A 17,441-nucleotide genomic window follows, 5' to 3' on the forward strand; every position below is an offset into this window, starting at 1 on the left:
GTGACCCGGAAAAAAGTTCGCCTATAAGGCAGAAATTCGTAAAATGAAGGCTTTTTTTCCTGCCTAATAGAGGAACTTTTGCCATTTTACGAATGCAGGTCACTAAAACCTCTTTTTTCTACTCCACAACACCGCTTAAATCCTGATGGATTTAGCATACTTAAAGTCACTGAAAATTATAACACGGATATGAAAAAAAGTATAGGGAATTCGGAACATTTGTTCTTTTCCTATACTTTTCTTCATCGCCTTGTTCTCCTTCAATATAAACTTCAGGAATCTTAATGAAACCTCATGTTTTTTCAATAATTCCCTGAAATTTGAATTTTTTGGCAAACCGTAAGAAGTGCTCCACATCATTGTAGAGATATTGATCCCGTTTCCACAGCAGTACCGTGTCAAAATAAATGGGTTCGGAAAACGGAACCGCTACCAGATCCGGCTCCTGACGGGCCAGGGCGTCCATCAGGAAGGCTGCTGCCGTGCCATCGGAAATAAACTGCTTAATCATGCTGAGCTGACTGGAATAAAGCAGCACATTGGGCCGCAGCTGCTGCTCCGCGAAAAGGGACAGCACTGCGTTGGAGGGCGCCGTATCCATTCCGAAAAGTACCAAAGGCTCCCCCTCCAGCATGGTCACATCGATTGCTTTCGCCCGGGCCAGGCGATGGGAAGGACTGACGCAGAGCACCAGCTGTGTCCGCGCAAGCTTCTGACAGGAAAATTCCGGAGAAGGAGCCGCCGGGAGCGTGGCCATGGCCAGATCCAGTTCTCCCTGCTCCAGAAGCTTTTCCGCATGGAGGGAACCGCATTCCGTAATAGAAAGAGTGATTTCCGGATACGCTGCCTGGAACGCCTTATAGAGCTGCGGGAAAAAGACCGTCCCGGCCATAGGCGGAATCCCGATACGGAACCGGTTTTTCTGATTTCCCAGATCCTCCATCTGCCAGGAAAGCTCGTCGAACTGGCGGATCAGCTTCTGGGCCCGTTCCCGTAAGAAGCTTCCCTCCGCCGTCAGGACCAGGCGCCTCCCCTCATGGCGGAACAGGTTGATCTGAAACTCGCTTTCCAGATCCCGGATGGTTCCTGACACGGAAGGCTGGGAAATATGCAAAAATTCCGCGGCGCGGCTGACGCTCTGGAACTGACAGACTGCAAGGAACTGCTGTAATTTGGCGATGGTCATGGACTTTGCCTCCTTTTCCTGACACATTTTCGAATCTATAGGTTTTTCCTATAATAACTTATTATATATATATTTTACTTTTCTGTAAAGTCGCGCTATGATACGGATAGAAATTATTGTACCGCTAAAAATACAAAGTGGTCGCAATTATGGATATACCAATGATGCCGTTTATCAGAGAAAAGGAGAATTTATCATGGATTACGCTGCAGAATCACTGAAATTACACTATGAATGGAAAGGCAAGCTAGAGGTTACTCCCCGCGCTGCCGTAGACAGCAAGGAGGCTCTTTCTCTTGCTTATACACCGGGTGTCGCACAGCCCTGTCTGGAGATTCAGAAGGACGTCAATAAGAGCTACGAGCTGACCCGCCGCTGGAACACCGTAGCCGTAGTGACCGACGGTACCGCAGTCCTGGGTCTGGGCGATATCGGACCGGAGGCCGGTATGCCGGTTATGGAGGGTAAATGCGTCCTGTTCAAGGCCTTCGGTGACGTGGACGCCATTCCGCTCTGCGTGCGCAGCAAGGATGTGGACGATATCGTGAATACCGTCGCTCTGCTGGCAGGCTCCTTCGGCGGCGTAAACCTGGAGGACATCTCCGCTCCCCGCTGCTTCGAGATTGAGCAGAAGCTGAAAGAGCGCTGCGATATCCCGATTTTCCATGACGATCAGCATGGTACTGCTGTTATCACACTGGCAGGCCTGATGAACGCTCTGAAGCTGGTAGGCAAGAAGATCGAGGACGTAAAGATCGTTACCTCCGGCGCAGGCGCAGCCGGTATCGCTATCATCAAGCTGATGATGAGCATGGGTCTGAAAAATGTTATTATGACAGACCGTAAGGGCGCTATCTACGAGGGCCGTGAGGGGCTGAACCCCATCAAGGAAGAAATCGCAGCTGTCACCAACCGCAACATGGAGAAGGGTACCCTGGCTGAGGTGATCAAGGGCGCAGACGTATTCGTCGGCGTATCCGCACCGGGCGTTCTGACCAAGGAAATGGTTTCCACCATGGCGAAGGATGCTATCATCTTCGCATGCGCAAACCCGACTCCGGAGATTTTCCCGGACGAGGCAAAGGCTGCAGGCGCTGCTGTGGTATCCACAGGCCGCAGCGATTTCCCGAACCAGGTCAACAACGTACTGGCATTCCCGGGCATCTTCCGCGGCGCTCTGGATGTACGCGCATCCGATATCAACGACGAGATGAAGATTGCCGCTGCACGCGCCATCGCTTCTCTGGTATCTGATGAAGAGCTGAACGCAGACTATATTCTGCCGGCTGCTTTCGATTCCAGACTGAAGGATCGGGTGGCTGAGGCTGTAGCTGAGGCTGCAAGAAAGAGCGGCGTAGCTCGTATCTAATATTGGCAATTACATTCACTGGATATATAACTCATCAATGAAAATCCGCAGGAGATTCGGTGTTTTTCACCGGATGGCCTGCGGATTTTTCGTATTGTCCTGCTTTCTTCCATATTCTTTTGACTTCGGCTAGTTCTCCGGCCATGCGGAGCCTTCCTCCAGCCCCTGCGCCCTCAGCCAGTCGTCCTCTACGGACAGGCTGCTCTCCTGGCCGGTTTCATCCTCCAGGATGACCAGTACTTTAGCCTTTTCGTCGGCTGTACGTTCCTCGCAGCCGTATTCGCCGTCGAAGATTTGTTTGATTCTTTTCATGGTGACTCCTTTATCTGATCGTATAGCTATATTTTTGCTCCCAGTTTTTTACAACTTTATCTATGCGAACCCAGGTCTTTTCCGGAATCTCTTCATCCGGTCCGTAGTACAGCATCAGCTCCTGCCGATATTCCGCGTACTCACCCTCGTAATACATGGCCGGAGGCCAGGTACTTCCCTCAGCTGAAAAAAATGGCGCAGTTTCTCCGTCTGCTTCCAGCTCGCCGCTTTCCCGGTTCAGGGAATAGGATATCCCTGTATTCATCCGTCCCCAACTGGCGGAGATAGAAAATAATTTTGTGTTCTTCTCCAGGGTAATCGGCTCCACATACAAAAGTACCTGAGTGCCGTACCTGATGGAACCATCCTCCATCTCTACTTCCGTGGCCTTTCGCTCTACTTTTACGATATGATACCGATCCTCTCCCACTTCAAAGGGAATATCCACTGCTTCCGGGCCATTTTCCGCCGGAATGGGCACTTCAAAAAGCGGGCCCTCCGTTCCCAGTTCCGCTTTCAGGGAAACAGCCGGAATCCTCAGCTGATAGGGCCTGCCCTGCTGCGCGCTTACCTCCGCTGTGAAGCTGCCGCTGCCATCCAGGCCGTCGCGCAGCCAAAGTACATAATCCTCTTTTTCCCGTTCCTCCGGCAATATAGGATAATGCCCCAGACCGCAGATCTTCCAGAGTTCCTTCCCATAGCTCCAGGCGTTCAGCTGCAAGGTGTTCTCATCCTTCCAGTTGCCGTTCACTACCAGGGTACGGCCCTTATGGGTCACGGGCTTGCCGATGGCATCCAGACTGTCGTATTCCGTAAGCGCTGTCATCTGTAACGTTACGGTCTGATCAAACAGATGAAAAAGAAATTGCTCCTGAGGTTTATAGAAAGTGAAATCCCAGTCCAGAATCAGAAGCCCGTTCCGGAGATCCTGACAGCTGGAACCTGAACCACGCAAGTGGGTGCCATCCTCACTTTCCGCCCAGATATTCTCACGGACGGTATCAAACCAGTCGTCCTCCTCCGAGTGAACGACTGTCATTTTCACATAAAGAGATTGTTCCTGCCAGATGGCATACTCTACCGTAATTCTGCCGTATTCGGTCTCCACTTCCATGGGAAGCATCGTCCCTCTGTAAATCTCTTCTTCCGCGTCCCGGATCCCCGTCACCGGATTGAACCGAACCCGGATGACAGCCGCCGCACAGGCTCCCAAAATTCCCAGTGCTGCCAGAACCATCAATGCCAGCCGAAGCTTTCTGAGACTTCGCTGCTGCCTTTTTTTCACGGTTTCCACAGGCAGGTGCATGGCTTCGGCGATCTCCCGGCAAGTCAGGCCATCGTAATACCGCATCCGAATCATCCGGCTGTCCTGCTCCTTCAGCTGCGAGAGGGCCTGTTCCAGCGCCTCCCGGTTCAAGATGGCATTCTCGCCGCTGTCCGCCGCGGCCTCCTCCAGCATTTCCAGGGGGACTGCACTCTGCTTCCCGTTCTGGGTCGCCATCCGGATGGCCTTTCGCTTGGCAATCACATAGAGATATGCTTTGATCGTCCCCTTTTCCGTCCGGAACCGCTCCCGTTTTCCGTAAAAATCCGCAAAGGTCTCCTGTACGCACTCCCGGATATCCTCCGGATTCGTCAGATACAGGCGGCAGGCGCTCCACAGAAGTCCTATATATTGATCCATCAGAAGGCCCATACCTTCTTCCGGATTTTGATCCAGCAGGTGCAGAAGTTTTTTGTCGGTCATAGGGGTTCCTCCTCTCGCACGATATTTCCTTTTACTTATAGTTGCGGAAAATACGTGTTTTGGGGACATTGCGTCAGATTCCATGTTTCCGTTGTTTTCTTCAGTGTAACAGGTTCGCCCGGCACACGCAAGCTACTGATTACTTTGTTTTCCATTTTCCCCAGTTTTAAAAAAAGATGCCGACCGAAGCCGACATCTTTCCTGCGTGTTTTTATTTCTACTTAGTGTTTGTTCCCATGACGTTTCAGCCACTGCTCCGCACAGTGGGCCAGATAAGCGGCGCCACGGGGAAGAACCTCCTCGTTGAACTGCACTTTGGGATTGTGGGCCGAAGCCACGCCTCGTTCGTCCATAAATCCGGCGGATACATACATGAACGCCGATGGCACCTGCTCCGCGATGCAGGCAAAATCCTCGGAGGCGCTGGCTGCCACATCCGGCTGCTCCATGGTACCCGGAATCGCCAGCTCCCGCATGTAACCTACAAACTCTTCGGTAGTCTCTTTATCACAGATAAGCGGCGGCGCGCCATCGGTGATCTCCACCTCCGCTTCCGCACCGTAGACCTTCGCCGTGGCCTCGGCAACCTCCCGAACCCGTTTTACCAGCTGCTTCTGCGCTTCCTTTGTATCCGCGCGAAGTGTTCCATCAAGAACCGCCTCCTCGGGAATCACATTGAGAGCTGTTCCCGCATGGAAGCTACCTATGGTAATAACGCAGGACGCCTTCGGATCCATCTCCCGGGAAATAATTTCCTGCAGCGCCACTACGATATGCGCACCCACGCTGATGGGATCCACACAATTCTGGGGCATGGCTCCATGTCCCCCTTTTCCCCTGACACGAATATGCAGATCATTATTAGAAAACATCATGGTGGAATTCGCGTTATACATAAACATTCCAATGGGAAGCTGTCCCGGACCCACATGATAGGCCAGAGCCGCGTCCACCTTCGGGTTCTCCAGGATCCCATGCTCCAGCATATTGCGGCTGCCGGTCAGGGTCTCCTCACTGGGCTGGAACATCAGCTTGACGGTTCCTTTTAACTCATTTTCATGCTCCTTCAGCAGCTTCGCCGCGCCCAGAAGCATGGTAGCATGCATGTCGTGTCCGCAGCAATGGGCTGCGTTCGGATCCTTGGAGGCGAAGGGAAGTCCGCTCTCCTCCGGCATGGCAAGCGCGTCCATATCCGCTCTCAGAAGCAGTACCTTGCCGCCCTTTCCGATAAGTCCCGTCACGCCCTCGCCACAACGCTGTGGTTCGATTCCGTATTCTCTCAGTTTTTCTTCCACGTACGCTCTTGTCCTCGGAAGCGTCAGTCCGACCTCTGCATTTTCATGGAGATAACGACGGTTGGCTATCAGCTCGTCCTTCATCTCCAAAGCTCTGTCATAATAGCTCATAAGATACCTCCTGCTATCTTAGCATGCCGATTTTTAAAGTCTTAATGCACAATTATATACACTTATTTATGATGCGTCAATGCTTTAGCAAGCGGAATTGTTCTGCTTTATTTTACCTCTACCAGCTCAATCTTGAAATTCAGCTCCTTACCCGCCATCTCATGGTTGGCGTCGAAGGTGATGGTCTTCTCGTCTTTGGCGGTTACCTTCACCGGGAACGGCTGGCCAAACTGGTTGGTCAGGTATACGCCCTGGCCCACCTCCAGCTCCTCAGAGCCCGGAAGCTGGGCGATTTCCAGTGTGAAAATGGCGTCCGGATTCGGCATGCCGTAGGCTTCCTCGGGCATCAGGTGAATATCCACCACCTGGCCTACCTCCATGTCTGCCACCGCCGCGTCGAAGCCGCGGATCATCTGGCCTGCGCCACAGACGAACTCCAGAGGCTCGCCCCGGTCGTAGGAAGAATCGAACTGAGTGCCATCGTTGAAGGTTCCCTTGTAATGGGTTCTGCAGGTCTTGCCCACATTGCGTCCGGTAAGCTTCGGCTGGCCACAGCCGCCTCCGCAGGAGCTGCCGCAATCTCCGCCGCAGCCGCCTTCCTCATGATCGCCGCAGGAATGCCCCTCTTCGTGATCATGGTGGTCACAGGTTGCGCCTGCGCTTGTCAGTTTTCCCTTCAGATAAGCCTCTACAGCTGCGTCCGTGTCACCTTCCGCTCCGGAACAAAGCTCCACACCCGCTTCTGCAAGAGCTGCCTGGGCTCCTCCGCCGATGCCGCCGCAAATCAGTACGTCGATGCCCTGATCTGCCAGAAGTCCTGCCAGAGCGCCGTGTCCGGTTCCGTTGGAGCCAATCACTTCACTTTTTACGACCTGATTATTCTCTACTTCATATACCTTGAAAGACTCGGTCTTACCGAAATGCTGAAATACATTGCCATTGTCATAAGTTACTGCGATTTTCATGATAAAATCCTCCCGTTTTTGTTATATACGCAAGCTGTGTTCCTTCTCTGCCGCTCCCGTTTATCGGCTTTTCACACGCTGCGTTTCTATATAGTATAGCGCCCTTTTGTCTTTCCTTCAAGGCTCATACCTGACATAACAGATATGTTTTCTCACAAATGGACTGTTTTCTGCTTATTCCTCTGCCCGGACGGCCCAGCGCATTTTTGTGGAGCGGGCCCGGGGATTCCGCACACATTCCTCGGCTGATGGACGCACTACGTCTTTGGAATAGCTGCTGTAAATGCCGGAGCGATAACCCTCTTTCATGGCTGCCTTCACCAGCTTGTCCTCGCCGGAATGGAAGGTCAGAATGGCCGCGCGTCCGCCCGGCTTCAGAGCGCCCGGCAGCTTCTCCATGAACTCATAAAGCACCTCGAATTCCTGATTTACGTCGATACGAAGGGCCTGGAATACCCGCTGGCAAGTCTTTTTGACCGTTTCTTTTTTCTCCTTTTCCGGCAGGAAATCCAACGTTTTCTCGATAATCTCCCTCAGCTTTGTGGTAGTATCCACCCGATTTCCCCGGCGGATCTCATCAGTAATGGCCTTCGCCAGCTCCTCGCAGTAGGGCTCGTCGGAATTTTCATAGAGCATGCCTGCCAGCTCGTCCCGGTCAATGGTGTCCAGACGCTCCGCCGCGCTGATGCCCTTCTGCTGATTCAGGCGCAGATCCAGCGGGCCGTCCACCTTGAAGGAGAAGCCGCGCTTCGGATTGTCGATCTGCATGGAAGAAACTCCCAGATCTGCCAATACAAAATCGAAACCGCCCACTTCTTTCGCAATCTCATCAATGGTGCAGAAATTCTGCAGCTTAATGGTCAGAATATCCTCGCCGAAGCCCTGATCCTCCAGCCGCTTCTTCGTCTTGGCCGACTCCTCCGGATCCACGTCTGTGGCGTACATGTGACCCTGTCCCTTCAGGCACTGCATCATAGCCCTGGTATGGCCGCCATAACCCAGAGTAGCGTCAAAGCCAGTCTCACCCGGCTGGATTTTCAGGAAATCCAGGATTTCCTCTACCATAATGGAAATGTGCATGCCGGCAGGCGTGTTGCCCTTCCGAATCACGTGCTCCACCATATCCTGATATTTTTCAGGCTGATGCTCCTTGTATTTTTCTTCAAATTTTTTCGGATATTTGCCCTTGTAGCGCACGCGGCGCTTGTGGGGGATCTGGTGTTCTTCCATGGTTTTGTTCTCCTGACTTGTAATTTATATTGCTATATTTACACCTTTTCTGTGCATATAAAATATATTTTATTTTATATAATAAGAGACTACAAACTTTTGGTACTTATGCTAATTTATTATATGGATAAATTCTCTGTCCCATTATGCTCTTATAAAAATGACAATTTGACTATATTTCATTTTCCAATTTAGAACATAACTGCGACAGATAAGAAATCCGGGTCGTATCCTCCATAGAATGCCCGATCTGCCGCAATACTTCTTCTATCTCGGTGAGTGCCGCGCTCCGTCCTTCTTCGGATTCCGTCAGAATCTCCAGCTCCAGAAACTCCCCGAGCCCGGTCACCTGATCCACACAGGCCGTCAGCCGTCCCCGGTGAAAATAGTTCCGTACCTTTTCCACCGGAATCACTGGCGTAAAGCCAATCTGCTCCAGAATCGCCCGGACGGTCCCGCCATCGCCAACATTTGTCTCCATTTCCCTCCTGGTCATGGAGGCGTCATCCAGCTTCGGCCCCTTGAAATTCAACTGCGCCGTCTTCTCCCCGGTCTCCAGATCTTCCGTCTCCCGCACTCGCAGAGCCTCGTCCCGCTCTGCAAAATCGTGGTGCTTTGCGCGGAAGTACACGTCCGTCTCCCGCAGCAGCCTGCCGGGGCGGAAGCCCAACTCGGTCAGCTTCGCTGCCAGGGCCTGCCTGTCCCGGATTTTCAGTTTGATTTCTACTTCGATTGCCAATTTTTTATTTCCTTTTTCTAATATATATCTTTTATTACAACACTCATATCTTGCCTGGAAATACAGTTTTAAATGCGAAATTTCGCATATTATACACTATTATCCGCAATATATCAGAGTACCGAAAAATGAAATTGTGAATTCCACTCCCGTTTGTTCTGCGGCTTCTTTTTCGTACCAGGCGCGGGCTTCAGGGTCTTTTACTTGCAATAAAGTTCTATAATGTGACCATGAAAGTAAAGCGGCTGATTGTCTACACGCTGTGTCGACAATTTCAGGGAAAGTCTTATAAAATTTTAGGCAATGGTATAAATTACTTCTATCATATCCTTTTCCATATCGCTTGGTTAATTCTTTAGAATTTATTCGCAGTCTACCTCTCTGCAACATCTTTCCCCCGTGACCATTAAAGTCGGAGCATTTCACCGTTCCATTTTCTTCAAAAGCTCTATCGTCTTTTGATCTCTTTCCCCCATAAAAAATTCATCCAGAATCCGCCCAAATATCGGCTGCTCCGGTTCTGCCTGTTCAAACAGGGTCATACAGGATTTCAGCTTCATGTCGTCCGGCCAGCCGAATATCGCTGCCGCGTCCTGGCTTTCCAGTTCCAGCAATGCCTGGCATAATTTCAGCATATGCGCTCCGAGAACCGGGTCCTTTAAATAGGCTTTCGCCTCTTCCAGATTCGCGATAGCGTAAAACTGGGAAGTAGGGCTCATTCCCAAGCCTGCTATCTGTGGAAAAATATACCACATCCAGTGCGTCCGTTTATATCCGTCCTTTCCTTCTTCGTAATGCCGAATTTTCACCTATACCATAATTTTAGGCTCATCTATATTACACTTTTCTTTATATCTCCGCCGATAATAATCCGTCATCCTATATTCTATTGCGTCTCCCATCTGTTCCACAAAAGCAGGATTTTTAATTATCTCTCGCATTTCTTCCCGCAACATCAGATTTTCGTTGTCTTTTTTAAGCAAAAATCCCTTTCCTGACTTTAGCAGATAGTGTATCGGCATATTCCAAATCTTCTTTAAATGCTCCTGATCAGAAATCTGACAATACTCTTCGTAACTCATGCCAGAATCAATATCCTTCCAATTCGTACCCTTTGAAAAGAATTCCTTCCAGCTTATCAAAAGCTCTTCATTTGAAACTTCCATTCGAATATGTCCGTGATTATAAAATGCCATGAGTACCGGCATCTTATAAACCCTTGTCATATTCGTATTCTCTATCAGACTTATAAATTCTCTTCCGATTCCCTGATACAATCCTTTTTCATCGGGCTCCAGATCGTCTAACGTGCATAAAAATTCCAGATACCGTTTAAATGGATTATCCTTCGAATGTGAAATTGCCATCTGATAAATCTCATCATCCATATAGGTAATCAAATCCATTCTGGTTGGTCTTCTTTGGAGAAGGTCTCTGATTCTGAAATATTCTTTCTGAATCTGTTCTCGGATTCTAAGATTCTTTTTATCCATTTCCGAGAATAAGTCAATCAATTTCATATCGAAATCAATCAAACAATCATCTGGAACCTGTATTCTGTCAGCGCCACGATAATTCTTTTCACCTGTCTCATTTGCTCCTGCAAGTAAAAATCTGACGCGACCGGCTTTCTCATAATTGCCTATAAAATCAAGAACGTTCAGATATTCTTTCCCTTTACTTTTCCGCAGTCCTCTTCCCAGCTGCTGCAAAAAGACCGTCGGTGATTCTGTCGGGCGCAGGAACATTACCATATCCACGGAAGTGATGTCTACCCCCTCATTAAACATATCTACAGAGAAAATTACTTTAATTTCTCCATTTTTCAGTTTCTCCAATGCTTTCCCCCGATCCTCCGAATAGGTTCCATTCGCATTGCTGTATACTGCTACAGATGGAATGCCTCTCTTACTGAATTCCTCTGCCATTTCCTCCGCATGTGCTTTGGAACAGCAAAATCCCAGCGCCTGACTAGAACCGTACTTGCAGTAATATCTATAAATCAAATCATGTCTGTGAACATTTCCAATATAGGTCTCATTTAACTCCTTTTCATCGTATTTACCCCGGACAATGTGCAGAGCCGAATAATCCGTATCATCATAAATGCCATAATAATGAAACGGAACCAGCATTCCCTTATTAATTGCGTCTTTTAACGAAATTTCATAAGGTACATTGTAATCGCAAAGCTCATAAATATTTCTGCCATCCATTCTTTCCGGAGTCGCTGTCAGTCCCAGCAGAAATTGTGGTTTAAAATAATCTACAATTCTTCTGTACTGCTCATTAACCGCGTGATGAAATTCATCAATTACAATATAATCAAAATAATCTGCGGCAAAATACTGTTCGCTCAAATACTCTGCTTTTCCCAGGGTCGCCACTGAGGCAAAAATAACCGATTTATTTATGCACTTCTCTCTTTGATCAAAGAATCCATAATCATCTGAATTTCTAACGTTGCGGAAAGAAATCGCTGCCTGATTCAGAATTTCTTCTTTATGCGCAACAAATAAAACTCGCGCGTATTTTCGAGAATCAAACGCAGCCAGATATGTTTTTCCCACACCCGTTGCAGCCTGTACCAAAGCTCTTTTCGCGCCTTCTGCCCTTGTGTCCTCCAAAGCGCATAAAGCTTCTATCTGCGCTCCCCTCGGTTCATACAATATCCGAACCTTTGTGTCTGCATCGCTTGAAATATCATACCTGTCCAAATCTTTGAAAACTGCAGGTTTATGCCAGTTTTTTGAATATCGTTTTAATTCTTCCTCATCAATAATAATCGAATGATTTTCAAATAGTTCCTCAAACGTCCGAAAAAATTTTTCATAATTAAGCGTATCTTTTTTACTGCTGAATCGGTAATTCCACTCTATACCGGAGGTCAACGCACTCCTTGAAATGTTAGAAGAGCCGATGTATATCTCACTATTATCTGCATAATGAAAAATATATGACTTCGGATGAAAGGAGCGGTTCCTGTCATTATAAAAGCGTAAATCGACCTGATTTCCCAGCTTTCTTTTAATCAGATATAATGCGGACGGCTGCGTAATCCCCAGATAATTTCCTGTGAGGATTCTGATTTTGGCTCCACGCTCCAAGGCGCGTTCCAATTCTCTCAGTAACATTTTCACGCCTGATTCCATCAGGAAGGAGACTATGATATCTACGCTTTCCGCCTTCTTTAAACTATTTATCAGCTGATAATACAGCTGCATTCTTTTGTCACTATCGCCGGTCATTACATCCGTGTCACATTGCTCTAAATCAATTTTCAGATCTTCTGTAGAATTAAATTCAACCATTTTTCTTCACTTCTTCCCGGTCTTGCATCCCCGGTAATCCACTCTTTTACTATTTTCACTTCTGAAATATCTCTTACAAATTCTCTGAAGCCCGCTTCTGTAAAATCTGTAAAATAGCGCCCGTTCCGTTCTCCTTCATAATTTCCATATTTGAAAGAAGTATAGATATACCCCTTCTTTTTCAAAGCAGTCCGCATTTTTTCTATCACTGTTTTAAGCTCACTTTTAGGCAAATGAAGAATAGAGGAGCATGCCCAGATGCCATCATACTGATTCTCTATATTCAGTTCCTGGAACATCATCTGTTTCACCTCTATGCCAGAATATTCACTGGCAATCCTGCACAATTCTACTGAACCATCGATAGCGTCCACCCTGAATCCTCTGGACAGAAAATACTTCGTATCTCTTCCAGAACCGCAGCCATAATCAAGGATATATCCATTCGATGGCAGTAATGATAAAAATTTGTCCTGCATTTCGGTGAATTCTACGGACCTTGTATCTTTTGCAAATTTTTCGGCATTTTTGTTATAGTATTCCAGAGTTTGATTCTTTTCCATTTTTATATTGCTTACAATCATGGTATTTCTCCACTTTTAAAGTATGTTGAACGTTATTTTCATTATATCTCATTTCTATATAAGGGGCAAAAGGATCTTACACTTTGCAAAAAGACTAGGGCTCCATAAATATGAATACTCTCTATGAAATTCCAATTTTTCACTATCGAATTACTATCATAGTTTTCTCCCCAGTCGCTCAAACGCCCCAAACAATTCCTTTAAGGACTCTGATTTCGACCAGTCTATTGTGGCAACAAATGCAGCAAAGGATCGCATGGCCTGCTTGGGGTTTCTTACACTGAAGAAGGTTCCTACCGTAGCCTTATTGGCCTTATTCATTTGGTTTAAATCCGGCACAAGCTTGGCCTTTAAGGAATTGATAAACAGGATTACTTCCTGGATTAATTCTTTTTCTTCCGGAATATCTTTAAGCGCATCTATTATTACATCTTCCAATGCTCCCTTTTTATCTGCAGGTACAATTAAAAGATATGTATCTATCGTTTTCGGCTGTTCAAAAGAATCTTTTATATTATTGCTATTCCATTCTCCAGCTTTGAATGTGACATTCTCAAAAGAATTATTTATAGTTCTTCCTATTTTGGAAATAGAATCCGCATCCCTATCCGTTACAACCATGATAGAAGAAATATCGCTCTCTACAAGCATGTTATTTATACGATGTATTTCTACAAAATGCGTAAATCTCCCATTGCCTCCTACTCCACATAAAACGAGTTGATTCTCATCTTTAGAAAGACTTTCTATATGATCATGGGCATCCATTGGGCTAATCCCAAGCCGATTATCTTTCTCATGTTTCCATCCATACACATTTTGCAGGTAGTAACTAATCAGCTGAACATCTGATACGCCTTCAACAAGCATTAATTCTGTCATCATAGGCGTACCTCGAATTCAAATGCTTTTCGATTATCATATACATATTTACCCGTAACATTTCTGGCAACTACATTACTTCCCTTTCCATCCTTTGCGTCTATTTTCTTTAGCGTGATGACCTTAATCGGATCATTCTCTTGCATTTCATCATCATATTTTCCATAAGCCAATATCGCGTCAATTGCTTCCATACTATGAGTTGCAATAAATAACTGAACATTAAGCTTTTTAGCCAGCTCAAAAACAACTGGAAACAGCTCGTCATAATACTTCTTATGCAATCCTGTCTCAATCTCATCAATCAGAAGTATCGAATCTGTTGCGTCAAACAATTTATTCAAAATATACAATATTTTCCTGATGCCATCACCATAAACAGAAAATGGCATATTAACTCCATCTGCTGTAATGACTGATTCAAGAAAAGCCCCGTCATCCGTTTTTGTATAGCAAATATCCACGATCGATTCATCAAACTGTTTTAAAATGCTAATAGCCAGTTTTTTATATTCCGCATTATCAACGATATTTTTCAAAAGATCATACCTTAAATGTCCAAAGGAAGAAATATATTGAACCTCCTTCTTAGCCACTGGCCCAGGGATTGTACCATCCAGTGAGGTAAGTCGAATTCCTCTTTCTACTGTTTTCTTACTATTTTTGCTGATCATGCTTCCTTCAAATATCTTTGCTGTTTCCGGCAGAAATGAGGATGCTTTCACCATTTTTTGCCGCGCAGACACGAGCGACATCTGAAGTGCATCATCTCCGGATACCTTCTTTTCATGACCCTTTATTTCAAATTCAATGGCATCTTTATTACTTTCAGCATAAATATCCAAGTCGAGCAACTCATCCTTCTGATTCACATTGAACATATTGATAAAAGATACATAAAAGCTCGTATCATTCGGATTCAATACCGTTCTCTGCTTTATGATATTTTTAACCGAACTCATCTGAGCGTTGGTGAACAGCAATTGAATTGCCTCTAAAAACGTGGTTTTTCCACAGTTGTTGTCACCTACAATAAGATTGACTCTGGAAAAATCAGAAACAACTAATTTTCGGATTCCTCTGAATTGATAAATCTCGATTAGTTTAATGTCAGCCATCCTTACTCCTCCTCTTCCCTACTCTCAAAACTTATGACAAGCCTTGTATGCGTCGCCATCGCAATTTTCTGCAATGTCTCTATCCTTGGAACCACCTTACCATTCTGAATCTTGCTGATATTTGACTGCGACATCTTGGTAATGCGGCACAAATCCTCCTGCGTAAAATCATTTTCATCCATGACTCTTTTTATTTCGTCTGATACGCTATTGAGTACTTCACGTAATTCATCCTTTTCCGGACGTGCATCTTCCGTTTGCATAATCGGTTTCTTTAAATTATTTATCTGTTCAAAAATTAAATCCATATCATGAGCTGCCATAAGCAAAACCTCCGTTTATGTTAAGTATGACATTTTTTATCCTATATATTCCATATTATGTCACAGGAAACATATTTAATACTCTTTTTCTTTTATGTTATTTATAACATATTTTTTCTATTTTTACAAGATTATTGTTATCTATAACATATACAGATTATAAATCATAACTTTCCACTTTTTATAACCAGACATCTATTTTAATATTCATTTATAAAAACAAAAAAACAGTTGGCTGCACCCCTCACTGATACAACCAACTGTCATTATTTTCTTTACACTATTCTTTTACAGAATCTCTATCCTAGTACAGCTTCGCTCCCGCCGGAATATGATTATCCACCATCAGCAGATGCAGTTCTTCGTTCTCAGAATTCTTCAGATTATTCACTGCTGAAATCAGCATACCGCAGGACTCGATGCCCATCATCTTACGTGGCGGCAGGTTGGTGATCGCAATCAGAGTCTTGCCAACCAGCTCTTCCGGCTCATAGTAAGCGTGGATTCCGCTGAGGATTGTACGGTCTGTACCTGTTCCGTCATCCAGTGTGAACTGAAGAAGCTTCTTGCTCTTCGGTACTGCAATACACTCTTTTACCTTAACGGCACGGAAATCAGACTTGCTGAAGGTGTCGAAGTCTACCTGCTCCTCGAACAGCGGCTCTACCTTTACGTTAGAGAAGTCGATCTTCTCGTTCGGAGTGAAGAAGCCATTGTTGTCGCCAGCGGGCGCTGCTTCTGAAGTCTCACCGTCTGCGGACTTGGATGCGGCTCCGCCCAGGGTCTTCATTGTCGGGAACAGCAGCACGTCGCGGATAGCTGCGGAGTCTGTCAGCAGCATACACATACGGTCGATACCGAAACCGATTCCGCCTGTGGGCGGCATACCGATCTCCAGGGCGTTCAGAAAGTCCTCGTCGGTGGTGTTCGCTTCGTCGTCGCCCTGTGCCAGCAGCTCTTCCTGAGCCTTAAAACGCTCGCGCTGGTCGATGGGGTCATTCAGCTCGGAGTAAGCGTTGGCCATCTCCCAGCCGTTCATGAAGAACTCAAAACGTTCTACATACTCCGGATTCTCCGGCTTCTTCTTGGTCAGCGGAGAGATCTCAATCGGATGATCCATGACAAAGGTCGGCTGAAGCAGATGCTCCTCTACGAACTCCTCGAAGAACAGATTCAGGATATCGCCCTTCTTATGGCGCTCCTCGAACTCTACGTTGTGCTCCTTCGCTGCGGCGCGGGCCTCCTCCAGCGTATGAATCTCGTTCCAGTCTACGCCGGAATATTTCTTGACAGCATCTACCATGGTAATCCGCTCAAAGGGCTTGCCCAGATCCATCTCAATGCCATTGTATACAATCTTTGTGGTTCCCAGCACGTCCTGAGCCACGGTACGGTACAGGTTCTCAGTCAGATCCATCATGCCATGATAATCTGTATATGCCTGATAGAGCTCCATCAAAGTGAACTCCGGATTGTGACGGGTATCGCAACCCTCATTACGGAATACACGGCCAATCTCGTATACACGCTCCAGACCACCCACGATCAGACGCTTCAGGTACAGCTCCAGGGAAATACGAAGCTTGAAGTCCTCGTCCAGCGCGTTGGAATGTGTGATAAAGGGACGCGCTGCAGCGCCGCCTGCATTGGCTACCAGAAGGGGAGTCTCCACCTCCATGAAGCCCTGACCGTCCAGATAGCGGCGGATACTGCTGATAATCTTAGAACGCTTGATAAAGGTATCCTTCACGTCGCTGTTCATGATCAGGTCGGTGTAACGCTGACGATAACGCACGTCGGTATTGGTCAGTCCATGGAACTTCTCCGGAAGAATCTGCAGACTCTTGCTGAGCAGTGTCACATCATTTACATGGATGGAGATCTCGCCGGTCTTAGTGCGGAATACTTCGCCGGTGATGCCAACGATATCACCGATATCATATTTCTTGAAATCCTTATACTCTTCCTCGCCCACGTTATCTCTGGCCACGTAGCACTGGATATTGCCCTTCAGATCCTGCACGTTGCAGAAGGAAGCCTTACCCATGACACGCTTGGACATCATACGTCCGGCGATGGTTACGGTCTTGCCCTCCAGAGCTTCAAAGTCATCCTTGATCTCCTGGCTGTGATGTGTCACGTCAAATTTTGTAATCTGGAACGGATCCTTTCCGCGCTCCTGCAGGTCTGCCAGCTTCTCACGGCGTACCTTTAAGAGCTGATTGATATCCTGCTCCTGTCCGTTCTGATTCTTCTGTTCTCCCATTCC

Annotated in this window: 16 protein-coding genes; 1 reads left to right on the plus strand and 15 read right to left on the minus strand. The window is 46.8% G+C overall.

Annotation, left to right across the window (positions count from 1 at the left end; all coding sequences use genetic code 11):
- Positions 1 to 292: 292 nt before the first annotated feature.
- Positions 293 to 1,186, minus strand: a complete 894-nt coding sequence (locus tag ACTRC3_RS00515; protein WP_440320746.1) for a LysR family transcriptional regulator — start codon at positions 1,184 to 1,186, stop codon at positions 293 to 295.
- A gap of 196 nt (positions 1,187 to 1,382) precedes the next feature.
- On the opposite strand from ACTRC3_RS00515, the gene ACTRC3_RS00520 reads away from it, so the two are divergent.
- The gene (locus tag ACTRC3_RS00520; protein WP_440320748.1) at positions 1,383 to 2,555 is read left to right on the plus strand and encodes an NAD(P)-dependent malic enzyme; all 1,173 of its coding nucleotides are present in this window, start codon (positions 1,383 to 1,385) and stop codon (positions 2,553 to 2,555) included.
- Between the two features lie 129 nt (positions 2,556 to 2,684).
- Here the strand turns inward: ACTRC3_RS00520 and ACTRC3_RS00525 are convergent, their stop codons facing one another.
- The 14 genes from ACTRC3_RS00525 to lysS form a co-directional block, all read right to left on the minus strand.
- On the minus strand, positions 2,685 to 2,867 hold the full coding sequence (locus ACTRC3_RS00525; RefSeq protein WP_158363641.1) for a hypothetical protein: 183 nt from the start codon (positions 2,865 to 2,867) through the stop codon (positions 2,685 to 2,687).
- Between the two features lie 10 nt (positions 2,868 to 2,877).
- Positions 2,878 to 4,614 carry an RNA polymerase sigma factor gene (locus ACTRC3_RS00530; protein ID WP_440320751.1) on the minus strand — a complete coding sequence of 579 codons (1,737 nt, stop codon included), beginning with the start codon at positions 4,612 to 4,614 and terminating at the stop codon, positions 2,878 to 2,880.
- 221 nt (positions 4,615 to 4,835) lie between these two features.
- Entirely contained in the window at positions 4,836 to 6,020 is a 1,185-nt protein-coding gene (locus ACTRC3_RS00535) for a M20 metallopeptidase family protein (protein WP_440320753.1), read from the minus strand.
- Between the two features lie 107 nt (positions 6,021 to 6,127).
- Entirely contained in the window at positions 6,128 to 6,985 is an 858-nt protein-coding gene (locus tag ACTRC3_RS00540) for a NifB/NifX family molybdenum-iron cluster-binding protein (RefSeq protein WP_440320755.1), read from the minus strand.
- 174 nt (positions 6,986 to 7,159) lie between these two features.
- Positions 7,160 to 8,215, minus strand: a complete 1,056-nt coding sequence (gene rsmH / locus ACTRC3_RS00545; RefSeq protein WP_440320757.1) for a 16S rRNA (cytosine(1402)-N(4))-methyltransferase RsmH — start codon at positions 8,213 to 8,215, stop codon at positions 7,160 to 7,162.
- A gap of 172 nt (positions 8,216 to 8,387) precedes the next feature.
- Entirely contained in the window at positions 8,388 to 8,954 is a 567-nt protein-coding gene (gene cyaB, locus ACTRC3_RS00550; RefSeq protein WP_349164753.1) for a class IV adenylate cyclase, read from the minus strand.
- Between the two features lie 99 nt (positions 8,955 to 9,053).
- Positions 9,054 to 9,344 (minus strand): DUF1016 N-terminal domain-containing protein, encoded by a 291-nt coding sequence (locus ACTRC3_RS00555; RefSeq protein WP_440320760.1) that lies wholly within the window; start codon positions 9,342 to 9,344, stop codon positions 9,054 to 9,056.
- A gap of 32 nt (positions 9,345 to 9,376) precedes the next feature.
- A complete protein-coding gene (locus ACTRC3_RS00560) occupies positions 9,377 to 9,763 on the minus strand; it encodes a DUF1810 domain-containing protein (RefSeq protein ID WP_440320762.1) in 387 nt (128 codons plus the stop codon).
- Entirely contained in the window at positions 9,764 to 12,265 is a 2,502-nt protein-coding gene (locus ACTRC3_RS00565) for a DEAD/DEAH box helicase family protein (protein WP_440320764.1), read from the minus strand.
- Complete coding sequence (locus ACTRC3_RS00570; protein WP_440320766.1) at positions 12,235 to 12,849, minus strand: class I SAM-dependent methyltransferase; 615 nt, start codon at positions 12,847 to 12,849, stop codon at positions 12,235 to 12,237. Before ACTRC3_RS00570 ends, ACTRC3_RS00565 begins: the two co-directional genes overlap by 31 nt.
- 156 nt (positions 12,850 to 13,005) lie before the next feature.
- Entirely contained in the window at positions 13,006 to 13,734 is a 729-nt protein-coding gene (locus ACTRC3_RS00575) for a DUF3226 domain-containing protein (RefSeq protein WP_440320768.1), read from the minus strand.
- Complete coding sequence (locus tag ACTRC3_RS00580; RefSeq protein ID WP_440320770.1) at positions 13,731 to 14,849, minus strand: AAA family ATPase; 1,119 nt, start codon at positions 14,847 to 14,849, stop codon at positions 13,731 to 13,733. The genes ACTRC3_RS00575 and ACTRC3_RS00580 overlap by 4 nt, the downstream gene beginning before the upstream one ends.
- 2 nt (positions 14,850 to 14,851) lie before the next feature.
- Positions 14,852 to 15,172: a helix-turn-helix domain-containing protein gene (locus ACTRC3_RS00585; RefSeq protein ID WP_440320772.1), complete on the minus strand. Its 321-nt coding sequence runs from the start codon at positions 15,170 to 15,172 to the stop codon at positions 14,852 to 14,854.
- Between the two features lie 304 nt (positions 15,173 to 15,476).
- Positions 15,477 to 17,438 carry a lysine--tRNA ligase gene (gene lysS, locus ACTRC3_RS00590; protein WP_440320774.1) on the minus strand — a complete coding sequence of 654 codons (1,962 nt, stop codon included), beginning with the start codon at positions 17,436 to 17,438 and terminating at the stop codon, positions 15,477 to 15,479.
- Positions 17,439 to 17,441 lie beyond the last annotated feature (3 nt).

This window comes from Laedolimicola sp. (genome assembly GCF_051972735.1).
Lineage (GTDB): Bacteria > Bacillota > Clostridia > Lachnospirales > Lachnospiraceae > Laedolimicola > Laedolimicola intestinihominis.

What these genes read in the sequence shown, in the direction of transcription:
- ACTRC3_RS00515 (WP_440320746.1), bottom strand. Translation starts at nt 1,186, where the DNA reads ATGACCATCGCCAAATTACAGCAGTTCCTTGCAGTCTGTCAGTTCCAG.
- ACTRC3_RS00520 (WP_440320748.1), top strand. Translation starts at nt 1,383, where the DNA reads ATGGATTACGCTGCAGAATCACTGAAATTACACTATGAATGGAAAGGC.
- ACTRC3_RS00525 (WP_158363641.1), bottom strand. Translation starts at nt 2,867, where the DNA reads ATGAAAAGAATCAAACAAATCTTCGACGGCGAATACGGCTGCGAGGAA.
- ACTRC3_RS00530 (WP_440320751.1), bottom strand. Translation starts at nt 4,614, where the DNA reads ATGACCGACAAAAAACTTCTGCACCTGCTGGATCAAAATCCGGAAGAA.
- ACTRC3_RS00535 (WP_440320753.1), bottom strand. Translation starts at nt 6,020, where the DNA reads ATGAGCTATTATGACAGAGCTTTGGAGATGAAGGACGAGCTGATAGCC.
- ACTRC3_RS00540 (WP_440320755.1), bottom strand. Translation starts at nt 6,985, where the DNA reads ATGAAAATCGCAGTAACTTATGACAATGGCAATGTATTTCAGCATTTC.
- rsmH (WP_440320757.1), bottom strand. Translation starts at nt 8,215, where the DNA reads ATGGAAGAACACCAGATCCCCCACAAGCGCCGCGTGCGCTACAAGGGC.
- ACTRC3_RS00555 (WP_440320760.1), bottom strand. Translation starts at nt 9,344, where the DNA reads ATGTTGCAGAGAGGTAGACTGCGAATAAATTCTAAAGAATTAACCAAG.
- ACTRC3_RS00565 (WP_440320764.1), bottom strand. Translation starts at nt 12,265, where the DNA reads ATGGTTGAATTTAATTCTACAGAAGATCTGAAAATTGATTTAGAGCAA.
- ACTRC3_RS00570 (WP_440320766.1), bottom strand. Translation starts at nt 12,849, where the DNA reads ATGATTGTAAGCAATATAAAAATGGAAAAGAATCAAACTCTGGAATAC.
- ACTRC3_RS00575 (WP_440320768.1), bottom strand. Translation starts at nt 13,734, where the DNA reads ATGATGACAGAATTAATGCTTGTTGAAGGCGTATCAGATGTTCAGCTG.
- ACTRC3_RS00580 (WP_440320770.1), bottom strand. Translation starts at nt 14,849, where the DNA reads ATGGCTGACATTAAACTAATCGAGATTTATCAATTCAGAGGAATCCGA.
- ACTRC3_RS00585 (WP_440320772.1), bottom strand. Translation starts at nt 15,172, where the DNA reads ATGGCAGCTCATGATATGGATTTAATTTTTGAACAGATAAATAATTTA.
- lysS (WP_440320774.1), bottom strand. Translation starts at nt 17,438, where the DNA reads ATGGGAGAACAGAAGAATCAGAACGGACAGGAGCAGGATATCAATCAG.